We start from the raw sequence: 17,683 nt of genomic DNA on the forward strand, positions 1-17,683 counted from the left end.
TTAGGTACACCTAACCTCCGAGCCGCCCGCAGGTTGCAGCGGATGTCTCGATATCAAGATATCGCTCCGGGTATCTCGACATCAAATTACCCCTCAGTATGATCACTGCGGGGCGAGGCGGAGGTACAGCAGCCCGAGAACGACGACGGAAAGTACCGGGGCGAGAAACTTCTGCTCGAAAGCACGGCCCGTCTTGATGCCGATCTTCCACGGCAGCAGCCATTTCTGCCGTATCGGCCAGAGCACGGGACAGCCCTTCTCGGTGCAGCAGTCACCCACGACGTGAGTCAGGCATCCGATCGCGACCGCCAGCCCCAGCCAGGCGTAGCCCACACCGTCGCTGCGGAACACCACGAACAGCCCGGCCGTCATACCGACGTTGAGCATCGCCGAGGCGAACTTCTTGCCCGGGATGCCGACCCCGATCGCCCGCAGCGCCAGGCCGATGAGCAGGACCACCAGGATGTCGCGGCCGATCGGATAGGTGCCGGCCAGGTAGTGCGCGCCGAAGCCCGCGGCGGCCGCGAACACCAGCGAGTGGGTGGCGTTGCGGTGTCCGCCGGCGAGCCATGACACCGCCTTGCTCAGACCCCAGGTGACCGGCCCGAACGTCTGCGCGATCGTCGCGCTCGGATGGTCGAGGTCGGGCAGCATCGCGGCACCGGCGCAGATGATGGCCCCGGCGACGAACTCGGCCGGGTTGAGCGCGTTGACCATGACGCCGGTCTCTATGAACTTCGACGTCTCGGTCAGCAGGGGCAGCGCGGCCAGCCCGGGCGCCACCCCCAGCCAGGCGATCGCGCCCGTCAGCGCATGCGTATGCCCCATCATCGCTCAGACACCACCATCAAGATCACGCCGGGAGACTGTACGGCAAAGCCCCCTCCAGGTGGAGGACCGTGCCATTTTGCACCATCGGCGTGTCGCGTGGGCGAGGCGATCCCGGCGCGTGAGCACCGGTCGCCTCCACCCGCTTCCAGGATCACTCGAGGGCGACGCTCGTCCGCTTCGATCTCCCCGTCCCTTCACGAGAAGTGCCTGCCATCGGCATCTTCCTACGAATGAGGAACGGATGGAACCGCCGATCGGTGCCGGGGACGGCCGTACGAGAGCATCCACCCGGGAAGATCGCCTTCACCCTGGGGTCTCACCCCGGAGTCCTCGCCGCACACCCTCCGGATCGCCTCCACGGGAGGCCGGAGACGGGTGGGGAAAGATCGGCGAGCAGGCGGCGGCCTGCGGAAACGACAGACGGGACCGTTCCGCACCGAAAGCACCCCCCAGCCCTTCCGGCGCGGAACGAATCCCGTCTACGTCCTTTGTAACGTGCAGGTCTCAGTACTTGTTCCAGAATCCGGCAAGAATTACGTGATCTGCCTCACTTACACGCTGAGCACCCGCACGGTGACCGTCGGCTCCCCCTCAAGGGAAGAGCCATATTTCAGGACAAGGGTTGCTGTCAGAATGTTCTCGATATATCTTTGAGGCATCGAGAGCGATCAAAAGACGATCGCGATATGGAGGTACGACATGACGGCAGCGAACGCGACGAGTGGCCCCTGGGCCGGGTTCGGCTCCCAGGAGGTCAGGCGCGAGATGAAGCGCGCGGCCAAGGAGGCGTGGCGGCAGATGGCCGCCGGATGGCACGAGAGCGGGCCGCAGCACGGGCCGCACCAGCACCACGAGGGCGGACCGCACGAGCACCGGCACCGCGGGCACCGCGGCCCCTTCCCCGGCGGCGGGTTCCCCTGGGACTTCGGCAGGGGCGGTCGAGGCGGCCGGGGGGGCAGAGGCCCGTTCGGCGGGGGCCCCTTCGGCGGGGGGCCGCCGTTCGGGCGCGGGCGCAAGGCCAAGCGCGGCGATGTCCGCGCGGCGATCCTCGCCCTGCTCACCGAGTCCCCGCGAAACGGCTACCAGATCATCCAGGAGATCGAGCGGCGCAGCGAGGGTGGCTGGAAGCCCAGCCCGGGAGCGGTCTACCCGGCGTTGCAGCAGCTCACCGATGAGGGCCTGGTCCTGGCCGAGGAGAACGAGGGGCGCAAGACCTTCAGCCTCACCGAGGCAGGCCGCGCCTACGTGATCGAGCACTCCGACGAGGTGCGCGCGCCGTGGGAGGAGATGACGCCCGACATCGACGACAGCACCTGGGAGTTGATGGACACCGCCCGCCAGTCGGGGTTCGCCATGCTCCAGATCCTGCAGACCGGCAGCGAGTCGCAGATCCGGCAGGCGAAGGAGACGCTGGCCGAGACGCGCCGCAAGCTCTACCAGATTCTGGCCGACGGCGACACCGGCGAGGAGTGACCCGACCATGACGCCCCGAGACGGCCTCCGCATCGGAGACGCCGAACGTGACGTGGCGATGGAGGCCCTGCGCGAGCACTACGCCCAGGGCCGCCTGACCCGCGAGGAACTCGACGAGCGCCTCGAGTCGGCCCTGTCCGCACGGACGGGTGGCGACCTCGCCGTGGTGTGCGCGGACCTGCCCGGCCTGCCCGGTCCGCGCGCCCCCGGACCGGAGGGGTTCGAGGACACCGGGAGCCCGTGGGACCGCGGGTGGCACGCGCACGCCTGGGGCGTCCATCATCCCGGGTTCCGGCCCGGGTCCCGATTCCGTCACCGCGCGGCCTGGAGTCACCACCACGCGGGACACCGGGGCGGCCCCCCGTTCGCTCCCGTGATGATCCTGCTGCTGGTGGCGGGAGTGGCGATGGCCGGGGCCGGGGTGCTGAAGTTCCTTCTCCTCGCCTGGCTGGCGATGGCCGTGCTGGGCCTGCTCCGCCACAGGCGGTGGCACTCCCGGGCGCGGGCCCGCCGGTTCAGCCCTCCAGGCGCTTTCTGAGCCCCTGGAGAATGTCCCCCTTCTTCATCCGGCTTTGTCGAAAAATCACAGACCGGTGCCGGAGCGGCGAGAACCGTCTCGCGCTCCCCGCGCCGCGGCTCGCCCTCGACCCGGCGCGCCCGCGCCCCGAGGAGGGGCGCGGTGCCCGGCCTACACGTGCGGCAGGACCTCCTCGGCGATGAGGTTCAGGTGGTCGAGGTCGGCCAGGTCAAGCACCTGCAGGTAGACCCGCTCGACGCCCAGTTCGGCGAAGCGGCCGATCTTCTCGGTCACCTCGGCGGGGGTACCCGCCAGGCCCGTCGCGCGCAGCACGCCGAGGTCCTGCTCGATGCCCCCGGCCCGCCGCGCGATCTCCGCGTCGCCGGAGCCGACACAGACGGTCTGCGCGACCGAGAGCACGACCGGCTCCCTGCCCTCCGCCTCACATGCCCTGCCGACCCGGTCAAAGGCCTTCGCGGTGTCGTCCAGGGTGCGAAACGGCACGTTGTACTCGTCGGCGAACCTGGCGACCAGGCGCGGGGTGCGCGTGGCGCCGACGCCGCCGATGATGATCGGCGGCCTGGGGCTCTGCGTGGGCTTGGGCAGCGCGGGCGAGTCCGCCAGCCGGTAGTGGGCGCCTTCGAAGGAAAACGTCTCGCCCGCCGGTGTGGTCCAGAGCCCGATCAGGATCTCCAACTGCTCCTCGAACCGGCCGAACCGCTCGCCGACCGGCGGGAACGGGATGCCGTACGCGACGTGCTCGGCGTCGAACCAGCCGGTGCCCAGGCCCAGCTCGACCCGGCCGCCGCTCATCTGGTCGACCTGGGCCACACTGATCGCCAGCGGCCCTGGCAGCCGGAAGGTGGCCGGGGTGACCAGGGTGCCCAGGCGAATCGTGGAGGTGTCCCTGGCCAGGCCCGCCAGGGTCGTCCAGGCATCGGTGGAGCCGGCACCGGGGTCGCCCGTTCCGATCCGCATGTAGTGGTCGGAACGGAAGAAGGCGTCGAACCCCAGCCGCTCCGCGGCCAGCGCGACCGCCAGCAACTCGTCGTAGGTGGCACCCTGCTGCGGTTCCGTGAAGATCCTCAACTTCATGACGACCATTATCCGGGCACTCCGGACGGCATCCGCAGAAAGCCCACGCCGCGGCCGGAACGCTTGCTAACGTTCTGCCCTTCGACGCAACGGGTAGCGGATCCGACACTCACAGCGATCGCCCCTGTCGTTGAGGAAGGGGGATCACATGCCCGTGGCGACCGACCGTCCCGACACTCGCCGGGCCCGCGAGCCCGGCACCCCGCCCCGGCCCCTCGTGGTGCTCGCCTCCATCGCGCTCGCCGCGGGAACCGGTGGCGCGATCTGGCTGCTGCCCCCCAGGGCGCAGGGCGAGTGGGCCGCCGCCGGCAGGCGTGCCGGGGCGGGCGCGCCCCCCTCGGGGACCGCCACCCGGCCCGCGCCCGAGCAGGCGTCCACACCGGCCGTCGTCCGCCCGTCGGGCTTCGTGGCGTTCGTGGACGCGGTCCACGACCCGCGCTTCAACCTCTCCAAGGCGGCCAGGAAGAGCCGCGTGCGCTGGTTCACGCTCGGCCACCTCACCGCCGGGCGCAGCGGCTGCGTCCCCCGCTGGGGCGGACTCCAGGGACAGGGACGCAATCCGGTCGCCAACCGGCTCGGCCCCCTGCGCGCCGCCGGCGGGGACGCGGGTCTCGCCTTCGGCGGCCCCGCCGGACGCGAACTCGCCACCGCCTGCGCGGACCTCGGCCGGCTCACCGCCGCCTACCGCCGGGCGATCGGCGCCTTCGACGCCAGGTACATCGACTTCGAGGTCCACGCCCCGGCCGGTGACGCCGCCGTGCGGCGGCGCGCCAGGGCGATCGCGGCCCTGCAGCGGCAGGCCGCCCGCGAGGGCCGCCCCCTCACGGTCAGCTTCACCCTCCCGGTCACCGGGACCGGCCTGGCCCTCGGCGACCAGGAGCTGCTCCGGGTCACCCGGGCGGAAGGCGTCGAGATCGCCACCGTCAACCTGCTCGCCCCCGTTGGCACCTCCCCCGGTTCCGGAGGCCGCCTGCACCCGATCGCCTCCGCCGTCCGCGCCGCGCATCCGCAGATAGCCCGCTCCCTGGGGGAGAGCGCCGCCTGGAACCGGATCGCCCTGACACCCGTGCTGGCCAGGTCCGGCGATCTCACCCGGCTCGACGCCCGCAGACTCGCCGCCTTCACCAGCCGCAACAACCTGGCATGGCTCTCCGCCAGGGGCGCGGCCCTCGCCCCCGGCATCACCCGGTTCCTCACCGGCGCGGCACGCTAGACAATCACTCCCCTTTAGGGTTATCTATGGGTTATAACCCTTCTATAACCCTAAAGGGGAGGTGTGGTGCCGAAGATCAACGTCTACCTGCCGGACGAGCTGGCCGAGGCGGTCAAGAGAGCCGGCGTGCCGGTCTCCGCCGTGTGCCAGCGGGCACTTGAGCAGGCCGTACGGCGGGTGACCTCCATCCGCGAGACGGCGCTCAGCGCCCCCGACCTCGACGACCTGGCGGCGCGCTTCCCCCACTTCACCCCGCGGGCCCGGTCCGTGATCAAGCTGTCGGTGGAGCAGGCTCGGGCCCTGGGCGCGGCCGAGGTCGGCACCGAGCATCTGCTGGGCGGCATGCTCGCCGAGGGGAGCAATCTAGCGCTCCAGGTCCTGGGCGCCCTGGAGATCGACCCCGAGGAGGTGCGGCGCCGGCTGGACCGGCCGAGCCCCGCCGCCCCGGCCGCGACCACCGGCGATGCCGAGCTCGCCTTCGGGGCGCCCGCGGCGGCGGCCCTGGAGATGACCGTCACCGAGGCCACCTCGCTCGGCCACAACTACATCGGCTGCGAACACCTGCTTCTCGGGCTGATCGCCGAACCGGAGGGAGTGGCCGGGCATGTCCTGCGGGAGCTGGGGGCCGAGCACCGGCTGACCCGCCGCGCGGTCGCGGCGGCCCTCGCCGGTTATGTCCACCTGCGCGCGCAGACCCAGACCGCCTCAGTCGTCCCGGCCCAGCTCGCCGACGCGGCGAGCGCACTGTCGGCGGCCGTACGCGAGGAGCTCCGTCCCGTCCTGCGCAGGCTCGACCGGCTGGAGGAGCACCTCGGCCTCGCGGACGAGGCGTAGCCGGTGAGCACGACCGTGCACGCGGTCGCAGCCGTGATCGCGCGCCTGGCCGTGGGCGTACTCGTCGGCGTACTCGTGGGCATCGGCTCGGGTGTGATCACGGGTGTGGTCTCCGGCCTGGTCGCCGGCGGAGTGGCTGGAACGATCGTGCGCGCCGCATCCGCGGAAGGCGGCACACGCGGCGGTTCCCCCGCCTCGGCGAAGGACCGCGCCGGGACGCGATGAGACACCGCCCCGGCGCGTTCTCCCTGGTCACTCCTCGGTCGGCTCACCGGCCAGCAGCGCGACGCACTCCACGTGGTGGGCATCGGGACCACATCGAATTCACATCGTCGCAGCTCAAAGCTAGGTAACCGATCCACGATCAGCCCCCGTGCGCGTCTGATGCGCATCTATCTGCGACCACGCCGCCTCGATCTCCCCGTGCGCGCCCGGCGCCGGATGCGCGTACCGAAGAGTCGTCTGGTACGAAGCGTGACCGAGCAGATCCTTCCCCCGTGGCCAGTCGACCGGATTGCCTGTGCCGTCGGCGCGCTCGGCGCCGCAGACGCCGGCGGCCTCACCCCATCGAGGCCCTCCCCACAGACGAACGCCCCGCTCGTCCTCCTCGCGGAGGGCAGGCGGGGCGCTCTTTCATGTGTCCTCAGCCAGGCGGGATGATCACGTTGGGTCAGCCCCAATCCCACTGGACGCCGACCAGGCCAGCCTGGAGGGGGCCGGCGACGAGATGGACGGCGTGCTGGGCGTTGAGGGTGAGTTCGCCGCGATCGTGCTCGTCGGTGCCCAGGCCGCGGCGGGCGAAGCGGTGGATGCGGACCGGCAGCGCCGCGGAGTCGAAGCCGACCCGCAGCATGTACTGGCCGCTGGGAAAGCGGAAACCCCGCTCGTACTCCCGGGCCTCCGCGCCACTGGGATCGGCCATCTCGTAGCGGATCATCTGGGTCTCCCCGGTCCGCAGCGCCCGGTCGAACAGCAGCTCGGCCACCACCAGGGCGGCCGGCCCGTCGCGGCGGACCCGGCCGACGCGGCAGTCCTCCAGCGCCCGGACCCGGACCCGCTCCACGTCGCAGCCCAGATCGCCCCAGTAGATCATGATGTAGCGGTCGGCGGCATCCTCGTGGGCTTGCATCACCTGGAGCGTCTCGCGCCGGGTGATGCTGCGATCCGCCCCGATCCGCAGCGTCTCGTGCATCCCGACGATGTGCAGGCGCCGGTCGTCGGCCACCCCGTCCAGGCTCTCCAGCAGCGTCGACAGGGCGCGGGCCGGCTCCAGAATCGACGAGTAGGACACCGCGCCCGGTGTCGGCGGGCTGCTGCGGCCGCGTGGGCGGGGCGGGCCGAGCAGTTCCATCAGCGAGCGCGGCGGCAGGATGAGGATCTCCTCCAGCGCGCGTACGGCACGCAGCGACTCGGGCCGCTCGGGACGGCGCAGGCCCTGCTGCCAGTAGCTCAGGCTCGTCGTCCCGACCCGCAGGCCACGCTCTCCCAGGCGGTGCCGGAGCCGGTTCAGGGTCAGGCCGCGCGCCTGGACCGCGACGCGCAGCGCGACGTGAAAAGGTCCGTCGCGTAGCGCGGCCCGGAGTTCACGATCACCTGACATGTGTGAATGTTCACAGATTTTCACCACGCTGTCACCGCGGGGCGGCGCTCTTGTGGCGTGCTCCACGTCCACGTTCACACCACCCCTGCCGGGTGATCGGCCGTGTCTTGCCCGGCCGCTGTGTCGAGCCGACCATCCTTTCAACAGCACCGGCTTCTCCCCCCAGGAGCTCGACATGCCCTACCTCTCGCCCGGCAGGTTCCGGCGCACGGCCCTCGCGCTCGTGTTGACGACCGCGGCCTGGCTGGTGCCACCCACCCTCGGCGCCCATGCCGCGGCCGCCTACCGCCTCAACATCACCATGCAGGCCCAGCAGTACACCAACTGGTGCTGGGCGGCCGCCGGCAACACCGTGGCCGCCTACTACGGCTACAACTACAGCCAGAACCAGTTCTGCAACCTGGCCTTCAACCGCTCGATGAACTCCAGCTGCCCCAACAACCAGGCCACCCTGGCCAACGACCAGAACGCCTTCCGCCAGATCGGCATCTCGCCCGGCAACTATGTCTACGACTACCTGACCTACAACGCGGTGATCAGGGAGATGAACGCCAACCGGCCGGTGCTGACCCGGATCCAGTGGTCCTCCGGCGGCGGGCACATGCACACCATCTATGGCTACGACCAGAGCGGGTCATGGGTCTACTGGGGTGATCCCTGGCAGTCGAGCTCCCGCTACAACTGGGCGAGCTACAACTACTACGTCGGCAACGGGTCCTTCTCCTGGACCCACTCCCTCAACTACATCGGCGCGTGAGGAGGCTCCTATGAAGCGCATCACAACGGTTCTCGCCCTGGCCGGATCCCTCCTGCTCGCCCCCTCCCTCGCCCACGCGGCCGCTGGCGACCCCACCCCCCAGAGCCCGGCCGAGGCCGCGGCCCTGCAGGCCGTACCACCCGGGGCCGGCGACGGGGCGGCCGCCCGCGCCGCCGCCTCGGCCCCGAGCGTCCAGCAGACGCTCGGCAGGTTCTTTGCCACCAAGGGAGCCCCGCCCGGGGCCGACACCAGCGCGGTGGCGCCGATCACCGCGAAGGTGACCGAGCAGACCGTGGCCGTCAACCACCTCAATCCCGCCTTCGTCGCCGGCCAGTCGGCGGAGGTCTCCCGGTTCGCGTTCTTCGCCACCCAGGCCGACGCGGCCGACGGCCAGACCGCCTCGATCTGGACGACCCGCTCGCGGACCGGCGGCTGGCAGGTCAGCAACATCGCCAGCGGCAACGACGAGCAGCGCTACGCCGCACAGCCGGGCACGGTCTTCCTCGAACCGCAGATCAACGCCTGGTACGCGCTCAGGGACGGCCGGGTCGTCCCGCTCAACACCGAGGCGACGACCTCCGTCGGGGCGCACGGCGTGCCGCTGGCGGACTACCAGAAGCTGGTCTCGGGTCGCTACGGCGACAAACTGCCCGGCTCCGCGTACGCCCGCAACGGCACGGCCGGCGGCTACGGGCCCGGGGCTTCCGCCGACGGCGGGACACCACCCGCGCGGGGAGGCGCCCCGCTCGGCTGGGTGGTGGCCGCGGGAGTGCTGCTCGCCGGAGGGTTCGCCGCCTGGGTCACGGGCCGGTTGGGCGGACACCCGCTCCGCCGCCGCACCTCCCGGATCTGAGCTGCATGCTCGTCACCGGACGCCCGGCCCGCGAGGCCGGGCGTTCCGTGCCGTTCCAGCGGTTGACCAGCGGGCCCGAGCCCGTGGAGCGACGCACGACCACTCGGGCTGGAACATCAGCTCGATGTGCCCGCTGTGGCTGCCGTTGATCTCCTCCGGGAGGGGCGCCACGGCGACACGAGGCCCCGGGCACGACATCCCATCAGAGATCAACCCTCCCGCCTACCGGCCAGGGGCACGGTCCGACCTTAGGGCTCAACAGCCCGGAGACAATCAGTGTTCACCTGGCGGAGGCTTACCGAATCGAGTCCGCCTGACCAGGCAAACCACTCTCGATTCACCCCCATTAGAGCCTAGATCGACCCTTTGGCCAGCAGCGCCACACACTCCACGTGGTGGGTCATCGGGACCACGTCGAATTTTCATCGCCGCAGGTCATCCGACATCACCTGATCAACGATCAGCCCCCGTGCGCATCTGATGCGCATCTATCTGCGACCACGCCGCCTCGATCTCCCCATGCGCGCCGGGGGCGAGATGGGCGTACCGGAGGGTCGTTTGGTACGAAGCGTGACCGAGCAGGTCTTTGACCCTGTAGAGGTCGACGCCCTGCTGCACGAGCCAGCTGGCCGCCGTGTGCCGGCAGTCGTGCGGGTCGTAGCGCGGCACCGGATCAGTCCGCTGCTTCTTTGGCATGACGCGGTTCGCCTCCTGAATCTTCGCGTTCGCCGCGTCGATAGCCTCGTACCAGACGACGCGCCAGTTGGCCCCTCCGAGCAGGCCCCGTTCCTCGCTTCCCGGAGATCGGCGCCTGGTGACGAACACGAAGGCATCCCGGCCCCGCTCCCCCAACAGCGGGGCCACCCGATCCAACACCCACCGAGGCACCGGCACCTCACGGCGACTGCTGGAGTTCTTCGGGTACTCCTTCCAGTTTCCCTTCTGGCTGACGACGCCGCGGATCGACACCTTCCCTCGCAGCCAGTCAATCGGGTTACCTCGTCCGTCGTCTCGCTCGGCACCGCAGACGCCGGCGGCCTCGCCCCACCGGGGCCCGGCGTAGCACATAAGGTCGGTCATCACCCCGTGCCCCTCGGGCAGCTCGGCCACGATCGCGGCCACCTGTGCCGGGGTGAACCAGCTCGGCAGCTTGACCACCGTCGCGGGCAGGACCACCTTCTGACACGGCGACGCCGGGATGACCCCCTCCAGGACGGCATCGCCGAGCATGCTCGCCAGCAGGTTGTAACTCCGCCGGATCGCGTACCGACCGTCACCCCGCTTCTCCAGCTTCCGCACCCACTCCTGAACGTTGATGCGGCCGATGTCGCCCATCCGCCACTCCTTCCAGTGCGGCAGGATCCGCAGCCGGAACTGAGCGTCGTCTCCGCGGCGGGTCTCGTCCTCGACGACGCGGGCCGCCCACCAGGTGTCGTACCACTCCCCCACCGTGATCCGCCCGGCGCGTGGGTCGATTTTGTGGCCTTGAGCGATCTTCGCCTCTTGCTCCTTCGCCCAGTTCTGGACGACGGACTTCAGCTTGTGTGTCTCGGTGATGCGCTTCTTAGACGGCAGGTCCACGGTGGCCTGCCACAGACCAGAGGGCAGGCGTCGATATCTGGCCATATCGGCCTCCAGCTATCGGGAGTGAAGGAGGGGAGGGCTTCGATTATGCGAAATTGCGGCCGATCTCGTCGGAGGCCCGCATGAGCAGGGAGGGAAGCGAAGGCCGCATCAGGGAGCGATCCACGAGCAGGTCTACGACGTTGCCGCGCACGTCGGCATACAGCAGGCCACGACCCGCCCCGGTGCTCGGGACTCGGTGGATGCGGAGATCGAACACGGGGCAGCGGGCGGGCTGGTCGCGCCATCGCCACCCCAGGAGGAGCCTCTCGCCCACGCGGCCAAGCTCGGTCGCGAGAGGCTCCTCAAGGAGATCATCATCCACAAATACGGTGATATCCCCCTTTACGGCATGAACTATTATTGGCTGCACGCCAGGAATAATTTTGCGCGACAGAAGACAATATGTAACTTTTCCGGGCACTCGCTTCACCGCCACGACATTGTGGGTTGAACTGAATGTCCAATCTGTCGCGCAACACAATGTGTTGTCTGCTACAGCAGCCACCGAGTAAGCCGAGTAAGCGGAATGTATCTAACAAGTTACTAACTGTCCTTGTTGGCCAGACGCCGAGCCATCTCCGCCGCCATCTCCGCGACCAGCCGACGCCCCGCCTCATCCAGCCCCGCCGGAGCCGGAATCACGATCACATCCCCGCCGGCCAACTCGACCCGCGCCGCACCCTCCAGGCCCGGCCACCGCTCTGCGGCCAGACGCCGGATCTCACCTAGTCGCCGACGATAGATCTCCTCATACGCCTCCGTGCCGTCCTTAGCCTCCCCGCGCGCCATTCCCGCAGCTAGAGCCCGCAGACGCCACTCTTCGGGGCGGCCGGTGCGTTCCTCGGTCAGGTCGATCAGCCACTGCCTTCGCAGCCGGCCGTCACCCTGCGGATCTTGGGAGCGCAACTCTAACTGGCGGTAGGACTCGGCCCCTCCACCTCGGCCTGGACGCCCTTCCAGGTACTTCACTACGTAGGTCGCCAGGCTCTTTGGAGCCTCGCTCGACCGTTCTGATTGCGGCGGCATCTCGTCGCCTCTCTGTCGCCCTCGCCTGGTCTGGCGTCCGCCTCAGACACCAGATCCTTGCTGCCTGTGTAGTCCGGAGATAGCCAGACAACAATATGAAGCAATACAAGCAGATCCCGTAGGCCACATACCGAAACGCTGGACAACGGAATCTCGACCAGCCTAAAGTGTCTGCGTGCCCAGACAACATTAGGAGCGTCAAGACATGGCACGACGACCCACGATGATCCTCCGCAGCAGCGCCGCCCTCCGGCAGGCCATGCAGGCGGCGGGTCATGACACCGTGAGCCTCGCATCCCAGGTCAAGAGGTCCAAGTCGCTGATCGGGTACCTGTACTCCGGCACCCGAACCTCCACCAGCGAGGAGACAGCCCGCGCGATCGAGGACATCCTCAGCGTGGACCGAGAGACACTTTTCCGCCCATTTTTGTCTGCGTCTTCAGACACCAAAGGAGAGGACATGGAGACCCTGCTCAAGCCCAAGGACGCCGCCGGCCAGCTCGGCTGTTCCGAGTCGCACGTCCGCCGCCTCATGGCCGCTGGCGAGCTCGCCTTCAGCGACATTGCCATGCCCGGCGCCCGCAGATCGAAGATGCGCGTCCCGTCGACCTCCGTCCTCGACTACATGCGCCGCCAGGCCCAGCCTCACCCGACCCGCACCGCCTGATCCCGGAAGGAATCCCATGTCCCGCCAGCCCGACCCTCTCCTCACCCCCGCTGAGGTCGCCCAGCTCTTCCGCGTCGACCCGAAGACCGTCACCCGCTGGGCGAAGGCCGGCCGCCTCGGGTCCATCCGGACCCTGGGCGGTCACCGCCGCTACTCCGAGGTCGAGGTTCGCGCCCTGCTCCGCGGCAGCAGGACGGAGCAGGCATGACCGCCCCCGCCCTGGAGGCCGTCACAGAGCTCGCCGCCCGCCAGGTCCTCACCGCCGCCGCGACCCTACTGGAGGAGACGTACCCGGCAGCCCGCCTGACGTCCATCGAGCTGATCGCCGCTCTCCGCCAGGCCGCGCTGCAGCTGCTGCCCGACGCGACCATGAGCGACGTCTACCAGCTGGCCTACGACGCCGGCGACGTGCTGGGCGCGCACCTGCGCAGCCGGGGCGCCGACCCGACCTTGCTGCTGGAGCGGTGGTCGACGCCGCACGCGACCGCCGAGGTCATCGAGGACCTGCGCGCCACCACCACCGAGAGCGGAGACCAGGCATGACCACCACCGCCACCCTCACTGTGACCGCCCTGCAGCAGTGCGCCACCCGCGTCCTGGCCACCCTGCTCGGCGAGGAACTGCCCGCCGCAAGCTGGACCGTGACGCCGTACATCATCGACGCGCCCGAGCTGTCCGGCCAGCTCGACAGTTACCACCGCTCGCTCGCCGACCGGCGCACCGAGATCGAGGCGTGGGGCAACGCCCTGGGGACACCCCCCGTGCTGCGACGGAGCCAGGCCCCCTCGTCGACGCACGCCGGGAGCCTCCGGGTCCTCGCCGAGCGCGCCGGCGTGCAGGTCGACGTGTGGGTTGCCCTCACCGCTGAGGACCTCGCCGAGCTCGACACCGAGCAGGCCCCGGCGGTGGCCAGTGGCTGAGATCAACATCCCCACCGGCCCGATCGAGGTCGAGCCGTACACCGCGATCCGCACCGCCCCCGGCGAGTCCCTGTCGGCCGCCTGCCGCACCGCCCTGCTGCGCGAGACGGGCGGCATGGAGGCCGGTGCTTGGGATGACGAGCTCCTGGGCTGGCTCGCCAACCAGGACCCGTCCGTCGTCGCGACGGTGTGCTCCTGGCTGCGGCGGGTTCGTGCCCTCCCGCCGCCGACCTCCCCCTCCGTGCGTGGTGGCCCCGACATCGGCCGAGACGCCGACGACGAGTTCCGCCGTGAGCAAGACGACCACAACCCCGAGGAGAACGCGTGATCAACACCCGACAGCCCACCGGCCGCGCCCCCTGGCCCCTCATCCTCATCGAGGGCGGGGAGAAGAGCGGCAAGAGCTGGGCGGCAGCCCAGCTGTCCGCAAGTGAAAAGGTCGGCCAGACCTACTGGATCGACCTCGGCGAGGGGGCCGCCGACGAGTACGGCGCCATCCCAGGCGCTAGGTACCTCGTCATCGAGCACGACGGCACCTGGGCGTCGATCATGACGCAGGTCCGCGCGGTCCGGGAGGAGGCCGACCGCGCCGCCCAGGCCAGCGAACCCCCTGTGGTGCTGGTCATCGACTCGATGACCGCCGAGTGGGACCTGCTCAAGGACTGGGCCGCCAACCGCGCCAAGGGGTCGCAGACCAACCAGCGGCGCCTCCAGCAGGACCCGCACGCCGAGATCCAGGTGACGTTCAACCTCTGGAACGACGCCACCGCCCGGCACCGGAAGCTGATGACGCTGCTGATGACCTGGCCCGGCATCGTCGTGATGACCGCCCGCGGTAAGGAAGTCGCGGCGATGGACGCTTCCGGGCGCCCCGTTGAGGGGTCGAAGGAGTACAAGGTCGAGGGGCACAAGACGCTGGCGTTCGACGCCTCTGTCTGGGTGCGCCTGGGCCGCGAGCACCCGCCGCTGGTCATCGGCGCCCGGTCCGTCCACGCCGGGATCCGGCCGGGGGTGGACAAGCCGCAGCCGATGCCGGACTTCTCGCTGGAGAAGCTGGTCTTCGAGGCGCTGCGGTGCGGCGCGGAGTCCCAAGCTCGGCAGTTCACCCCGCCCGAGGCCGGGGCCGAGTCTCCGGAGCTGGACGACCTGTCCCCGGCCGCGCAGCGACTGCTGGCCGAGGCTGAGGACGCCGCGAACGTCGAGGCGCTCGGACTGGTCTGGTCGGCGATCACCGCGGTCCTCAAGGCGGGCGAGATCAGCCTGCCCGAGGCCGAACTGGTCCGCCGCCGGGTTCAGGCGCTGAAGGCCGAGATGCACGGCCAGGCCCAGGCGGGTGCGGCATGACCGCCGTCATCGCGGCGCGCCGGGGCTGCGCCCTCGCGGGCTGCAGCCGTCGCGCCACCACCACCATCCACGCCTGCGGCACCGTCCACGTGTGCGAGCCCTGCCGGAATCTGATCGAGGACCTCGCCGCTGACGGCGAACTCGAGGCCGTCACGCCTGACAGCGGCACGGCAGGCGGTGCTCTGTGACCGGCCCCGAGCACTACGGGCAGGCCGAGGAACTGCTGGGCCTGGCCGATCGCTCCCCGATGGGCAGCGACGAAGAGCACTTCTACCTCGGCGCCGCCCAGGTCCACGCCACCCTCGCTCTCGCCGCGGCGACTGCCATGACCGGCGACCGGGCCTCCTACACCGACGAGCCGGAGATCCGGGCATGGCACGCCGCCGCCGGGACTGCGGGCGGTGAGGTGTCCGATGCCTCGTGACCTGCGCGCCCGGACGCTGGCCTACCTGCGATCCGGCGCCGTCCGGATCTACCGCGCCGAACCGCCGCGCGGCATGGGCCCGGTGCCTCCGGAGTACGTCGAGGCGCTCGTCGTCGGCTTCAAGTCCGACTACCGGGTCCGGCTGGAGCGGGGCCGCTGGGTCTGCTCCTGCCAGGAGGCGCAGTGCCCGCACATCGCCAGCGTGCAGATGTGCACCGGCCATGACTCGGCGGTCCGCCCCCCGAAGACCACCACCGTCCACGGGAGGGCCTGATGGCGCACCGCAGACGCTCCGGCCGCGACATGCGGCACGGCAAGCGCCCCGCCCTGTCCCCGGCGTACGTCGCCATGACCGCGCTGATGGCACTGGTCGTGTCCGTCGTCCTGATCGCCTACTTCGCCAGCCGCTGAGCAGTCCCCGCCGGGCCTTAACCGGCGGGGACTACCCGAAGGAGCATCCCATGATCGATCGCATCCCCACCCGCCTGGCCTTCAAAGGCCGTGCCGAGGTCCTGCCCGTCCGCCTGCGAATCGGTGACGTCCCGATCGGCGGCCTGGCCCTGGTCGGCGCGGAGCTGACCGTGGAGACCGACCTCACCCTCGACGCCGCCCGAGCGGTGCGCGCCGAACTGGACGAGCTGATCGCCGACCTGGAGCGGGCGGCGGCGCGGGGCATCGCCCGCGAGCCCAAGCCGCTGCACACCGACGCGTCGCGGGCGGTGCCCCAGTGATGGCCACCTCCGCGCAGATCGAGCTGGCCGCCCGCGCGAGCGACCAGCCGACCGTCTTCCGCAGCGACCCGGCCCGCGCCACCGGGCTCATCTACGTCGCGTACACCGACGACGCCAGAGCCGCGGCCGAGCGCGAGGAGCGCTGGCACGCCGCACTCAAGATCCGTCAGCGGTACCGGAACCCCGACTCGTGGCTCGACTGCCTCGGCCTATCCGACGTCCCCGCCAGCCCCGAGGGCTGGTGCACCTGCCCGACCCCCATGGAGACCTCATGATCCAGATCACCGCTCACCTGCACCAGGACGACAACGGCGCCGCGCACGTCGCGATCTACGCCACCGACCCCGGCCACACTCCCAGCTCCGAGCCCAGCCCGTTCCCCTGCGGCGTCCTCACCATGAGCCCGGCGGCTGGCGCCGAGCTCGTCGCCCGCGTCCAGGCCGGGGAGTCGGAGCAGACCATCACTCCCGAGCAGGCCGCCCACGTGCTCTGGCACTTCGACGCAACGGGCGGCATGGAGCCCGGCAGCTTCACACAGGCGCTCATCACCACGATCGCCTCCGCCGACCGCACCAACATGCTCCGGATGGCCGCGATCTACCCCGGCTACGTCGGCGCCGTCCACCTCGCGCAGAACACCGCGGACGGCGTCCGCCTGCTGCAGGGGCTGGCCCGGCAGATGCTCGTGCCAGCACCCCAGGACGGCGGTGAGCACCGTGGCTGACCACCGCAAGCTCACCCAGGCCGAGCTCCTCGCCGAGGCCACCGAGCGCTTCGGCAAGAACCCGATGGGCTGGGCGTTCCAGTGCCCGAACTGCGCTGACATCGCCACCGGCCAGGACTTCAAGACCGCGCTGGCCGACCACCCGCGCAAGCACAGCAACGGGGACAAGGCCCTGGCATCCGACCTGATCGGTCAGGAGTGCATCGGCCGCACCCTCCCCAAAGGTGGGCGAGGCTGCGACTGGGCGGCGTACGGCCTGTTCCGCGGGCCGTGGGAGATCGCCCTGCCGGAAGGCCGCACGCTGTGGTGCTTCCCGCTCGCGGACGCTGCGGCGGTGACCCATGGCTAGCCGCGTCCGCGTCCAGGGCGACCTCTACCACGGCCGCGTGCCCGACGGCGCCGTCTACATCGGCCGTGCCGCACCCGGCCTTAAGGCCAGCCCATACAGCAACCCGTTCCCCGTTCGCGACCGAGGGCGCGACAAGGCGCTGGAGCTGTACCGCGCCTACCTCAACGCCAACCCCGGGCTCGTCGAGCGGGCCCGCGCCGAACTGGCCGGCAAGGCGCTCGCCTGCTGGTGCCCGCTCGACCAGCCGTGCCACGCGGACGAGCTGCTCAAGCGGATCGAGGTGACCCCGTGACCGAGGTGCCCCGCGTCTCCACCGACGCCCGCCGCGACCGCGAGGCCGCGAGGTGCTTCGCCCAGATGATCGAACACCTCGGCCGGACCATCACCGCGATCGAGGCGGGGCGGTGGGACTCCGCTCGTAACCACCTCTACCTGGTGAGGGAGGCGTCCGCGGTGTGCGACGTGACCCTCAACACCGGCCAGCCCGACCCTCGCACCTTCTTGGACGCGGTCCGCGCCCAGGTCCCGCAGGAGTGGGCGGACGCCATTCGTACGGCGCTCGGGGGTGCCTCGTGCGACGCCTGATCGCCTGCCTACGCCGCGGCCACTGGCCGCAGCTCCACCGGGGCCGCCACGTCACCCTGTGCCTGCGCTGCGAGCCGTGCCTGGTGTGCACGTCGACCCGGCTGTCCTGCATCG

General features: G+C 70.4%; 29 protein-coding genes. 23 read left to right on the plus strand and 6 right to left on the minus strand.

Annotated elements, in window-relative coordinates:
* Positions 1-102: 102 nt before the first annotated feature.
* Complete coding sequence (locus ACWD3H_RS06315) at positions 103-831, minus strand: metal-dependent hydrolase (protein ID WP_451954232.1); 729 nt, start codon at positions 829-831, stop codon at positions 103-105.
* Between the two features lie 699 nt (positions 832-1,530).
* Here ACWD3H_RS06315 and ACWD3H_RS06320 point away from each other — a divergent pair.
* Entirely contained in the window at positions 1,531-2,304 is a 774-nt protein-coding gene (locus ACWD3H_RS06320) for a PadR family transcriptional regulator (RefSeq protein ID WP_451954233.1), read from the plus strand.
* Positions 2,305-2,311: 7 nt separating this feature from the next.
* Complete coding sequence (locus ACWD3H_RS06325) at positions 2,312-2,842, plus strand: DUF1707 SHOCT-like domain-containing protein (RefSeq protein ID WP_451954234.1); 531 nt, start codon at positions 2,312-2,314, stop codon at positions 2,840-2,842.
* Positions 2,843-2,992: 150 nt separating this feature from the next.
* Here ACWD3H_RS06325 and ACWD3H_RS06330 read toward each other — a convergent pair whose 3' ends face one another.
* The gene (locus ACWD3H_RS06330; RefSeq protein WP_451954235.1) at positions 2,993-3,916 is read right to left on the minus strand and encodes an LLM class F420-dependent oxidoreductase; all 924 of its coding nucleotides are present in this window, start codon (positions 3,914-3,916) and stop codon (positions 2,993-2,995) included.
* A 148-nt stretch (positions 3,917-4,064) separates the two neighbouring features.
* On the opposite strand from ACWD3H_RS06330, the gene ACWD3H_RS06335 reads away from it, so the two are divergent.
* The 3 genes from ACWD3H_RS06335 (at position 4,065) to ACWD3H_RS06345 (ending at position 6,188) form a co-directional block, all read left to right on the plus strand.
* A complete protein-coding gene (locus tag ACWD3H_RS06335; protein ID WP_355557794.1) occupies positions 4,065-5,129 on the plus strand; it encodes a glycoside hydrolase family 18 protein in 1,065 nt (354 codons plus the stop codon).
* Between the two features lie 66 nt (positions 5,130-5,195).
* Positions 5,196-5,963 carry a Clp protease N-terminal domain-containing protein gene (locus ACWD3H_RS06340; protein ID WP_355557797.1) on the plus strand — a complete coding sequence of 256 codons (768 nt, stop codon included), beginning with the start codon at positions 5,196-5,198 and terminating at the stop codon, positions 5,961-5,963.
* Between the two features lie 3 nt (positions 5,964-5,966).
* Positions 5,967-6,188: a hypothetical protein gene (locus ACWD3H_RS06345; RefSeq protein WP_355557800.1), complete on the plus strand. Its 222-nt coding sequence runs from the start codon at positions 5,967-5,969 to the stop codon at positions 6,186-6,188.
* A gap of 445 nt (positions 6,189-6,633) precedes the next feature.
* Here the strand turns inward: ACWD3H_RS06345 and ACWD3H_RS06350 are convergent, their stop codons facing one another.
* The gene (locus tag ACWD3H_RS06350) at positions 6,634-7,563 is read right to left on the minus strand and encodes a hypothetical protein (RefSeq protein WP_350958170.1); all 930 of its coding nucleotides are present in this window, start codon (positions 7,561-7,563) and stop codon (positions 6,634-6,636) included.
* Between the two features lie 175 nt (positions 7,564-7,738).
* Between ACWD3H_RS06350 and ACWD3H_RS06355 the strand changes: the two genes are divergently transcribed.
* Positions 7,739-8,320: a papain-like cysteine protease family protein gene (locus tag ACWD3H_RS06355; protein ID WP_350917162.1), complete on the plus strand. Its 582-nt coding sequence runs from the start codon at positions 7,739-7,741 to the stop codon at positions 8,318-8,320.
* 10 nt (positions 8,321-8,330) lie between these two features.
* On the plus strand, positions 8,331-9,173 hold the full coding sequence (locus ACWD3H_RS06360) for a hypothetical protein (protein ID WP_451954236.1): 843 nt from the start codon (positions 8,331-8,333) through the stop codon (positions 9,171-9,173).
* A gap of 453 nt (positions 9,174-9,626) precedes the next feature.
* Here the strand turns inward: ACWD3H_RS06360 and ACWD3H_RS06365 are convergent, their stop codons facing one another.
* The 3 genes from ACWD3H_RS06365 to ACWD3H_RS06375 all read right to left on the minus strand — a co-directional run bounded on the left by ACWD3H_RS06365 (position 9,627) and on the right by ACWD3H_RS06375 (position 11,705).
* Entirely contained in the window at positions 9,627-10,799 is a 1,173-nt protein-coding gene (locus ACWD3H_RS06365) for a tyrosine-type recombinase/integrase (protein ID WP_451954237.1), read from the minus strand.
* A 43-nt stretch (positions 10,800-10,842) separates the two neighbouring features.
* Entirely contained in the window at positions 10,843-11,121 is a 279-nt protein-coding gene (locus ACWD3H_RS06370) for a hypothetical protein (protein ID WP_451954238.1), read from the minus strand.
* A gap of 221 nt (positions 11,122-11,342) precedes the next feature.
* The gene (locus tag ACWD3H_RS06375) at positions 11,343-11,705 is read right to left on the minus strand and encodes a hypothetical protein (protein WP_451954239.1); all 363 of its coding nucleotides are present in this window, start codon (positions 11,703-11,705) and stop codon (positions 11,343-11,345) included.
* 325 nt (positions 11,706-12,030) lie between these two features.
* Between ACWD3H_RS06375 and ACWD3H_RS06380 the strand changes: the two genes are divergently transcribed.
* Genes ACWD3H_RS06380 through ACWD3H_RS06455 form a run of 16 tightly spaced genes read left to right on the plus strand, consistent with a single transcriptional unit; the run spans position 12,031 to position 17,569 of the window.
* On the plus strand, positions 12,031-12,492 hold the full coding sequence (locus tag ACWD3H_RS06380) for a helix-turn-helix domain-containing protein (RefSeq protein ID WP_451954240.1): 462 nt from the start codon (positions 12,031-12,033) through the stop codon (positions 12,490-12,492).
* A gap of 16 nt (positions 12,493-12,508) precedes the next feature.
* A complete protein-coding gene (locus ACWD3H_RS06385) occupies positions 12,509-12,700 on the plus strand; it encodes a BldC family transcriptional regulator (RefSeq protein WP_451954241.1) in 192 nt (63 codons plus the stop codon).
* A complete protein-coding gene (locus tag ACWD3H_RS06390) occupies positions 12,697-13,035 on the plus strand; it encodes a hypothetical protein (protein ID WP_451954242.1) in 339 nt (112 codons plus the stop codon). The genes ACWD3H_RS06385 and ACWD3H_RS06390 overlap by 4 nt, the downstream gene beginning before the upstream one ends.
* Entirely contained in the window at positions 13,032-13,412 is a 381-nt protein-coding gene (locus ACWD3H_RS06395; protein WP_451954243.1) for a hypothetical protein, read from the plus strand. Before ACWD3H_RS06390 ends, ACWD3H_RS06395 begins: the two co-directional genes overlap by 4 nt.
* The gene (locus ACWD3H_RS06400) at positions 13,405-13,740 is read left to right on the plus strand and encodes a hypothetical protein (RefSeq protein WP_451954244.1); all 336 of its coding nucleotides are present in this window, start codon (positions 13,405-13,407) and stop codon (positions 13,738-13,740) included. The genes ACWD3H_RS06395 and ACWD3H_RS06400 overlap by 8 nt, the downstream gene beginning before the upstream one ends.
* Positions 13,737-14,756 carry an AAA family ATPase gene (locus tag ACWD3H_RS06405; protein WP_451954245.1) on the plus strand — a complete coding sequence of 340 codons (1,020 nt, stop codon included), beginning with the start codon at positions 13,737-13,739 and terminating at the stop codon, positions 14,754-14,756. The genes ACWD3H_RS06400 and ACWD3H_RS06405 overlap by 4 nt, the downstream gene beginning before the upstream one ends.
* Positions 14,753-14,944, plus strand: a complete 192-nt coding sequence (locus tag ACWD3H_RS06410) for a hypothetical protein (RefSeq protein WP_451954246.1) — start codon at positions 14,753-14,755, stop codon at positions 14,942-14,944. The genes ACWD3H_RS06405 and ACWD3H_RS06410 overlap by 4 nt, the downstream gene beginning before the upstream one ends.
* On the plus strand, positions 14,941-15,180 hold the full coding sequence (locus ACWD3H_RS06415; protein ID WP_451954247.1) for a hypothetical protein: 240 nt from the start codon (positions 14,941-14,943) through the stop codon (positions 15,178-15,180). Before ACWD3H_RS06410 ends, ACWD3H_RS06415 begins: the two co-directional genes overlap by 4 nt.
* Complete coding sequence (locus ACWD3H_RS06420) at positions 15,170-15,454, plus strand: hypothetical protein (RefSeq protein ID WP_451954248.1); 285 nt, start codon at positions 15,170-15,172, stop codon at positions 15,452-15,454. The genes ACWD3H_RS06415 and ACWD3H_RS06420 overlap by 11 nt, the downstream gene beginning before the upstream one ends.
* Positions 15,454-15,591 carry a hypothetical protein gene (locus ACWD3H_RS06425; RefSeq protein WP_451954249.1) on the plus strand — a complete coding sequence of 46 codons (138 nt, stop codon included), beginning with the start codon at positions 15,454-15,456 and terminating at the stop codon, positions 15,589-15,591. The genes ACWD3H_RS06420 and ACWD3H_RS06425 overlap by 1 nt, the downstream gene beginning before the upstream one ends.
* A gap of 50 nt (positions 15,592-15,641) precedes the next feature.
* The gene (locus ACWD3H_RS06430) at positions 15,642-15,911 is read left to right on the plus strand and encodes a hypothetical protein (RefSeq protein ID WP_451954250.1); all 270 of its coding nucleotides are present in this window, start codon (positions 15,642-15,644) and stop codon (positions 15,909-15,911) included.
* The gene (locus ACWD3H_RS06435; protein ID WP_451954251.1) at positions 15,911-16,186 is read left to right on the plus strand and encodes a hypothetical protein; all 276 of its coding nucleotides are present in this window, start codon (positions 15,911-15,913) and stop codon (positions 16,184-16,186) included. The genes ACWD3H_RS06430 and ACWD3H_RS06435 overlap by 1 nt, the downstream gene beginning before the upstream one ends.
* Positions 16,183-16,635 carry a hypothetical protein gene (locus tag ACWD3H_RS06440; RefSeq protein WP_451954252.1) on the plus strand — a complete coding sequence of 151 codons (453 nt, stop codon included), beginning with the start codon at positions 16,183-16,185 and terminating at the stop codon, positions 16,633-16,635. The genes ACWD3H_RS06435 and ACWD3H_RS06440 overlap by 4 nt, the downstream gene beginning before the upstream one ends.
* Complete coding sequence (locus ACWD3H_RS06445) at positions 16,619-16,984, plus strand: VVA0879 family protein (RefSeq protein ID WP_451954253.1); 366 nt, start codon at positions 16,619-16,621, stop codon at positions 16,982-16,984. Before ACWD3H_RS06440 ends, ACWD3H_RS06445 begins: the two co-directional genes overlap by 17 nt.
* The gene (locus tag ACWD3H_RS06450) at positions 16,977-17,276 is read left to right on the plus strand and encodes a DUF4326 domain-containing protein (protein ID WP_451954254.1); all 300 of its coding nucleotides are present in this window, start codon (positions 16,977-16,979) and stop codon (positions 17,274-17,276) included. Before ACWD3H_RS06445 ends, ACWD3H_RS06450 begins: the two co-directional genes overlap by 8 nt.
* Positions 17,273-17,569: a hypothetical protein gene (locus ACWD3H_RS06455; RefSeq protein ID WP_451954255.1), complete on the plus strand. Its 297-nt coding sequence runs from the start codon at positions 17,273-17,275 to the stop codon at positions 17,567-17,569. The genes ACWD3H_RS06450 and ACWD3H_RS06455 overlap by 4 nt, the downstream gene beginning before the upstream one ends.
* The last annotated feature ends 114 nt before the right edge of the window (positions 17,570-17,683 follow it).

The organism is Streptosporangium sp. NPDC002607, from assembly GCF_053592655.1.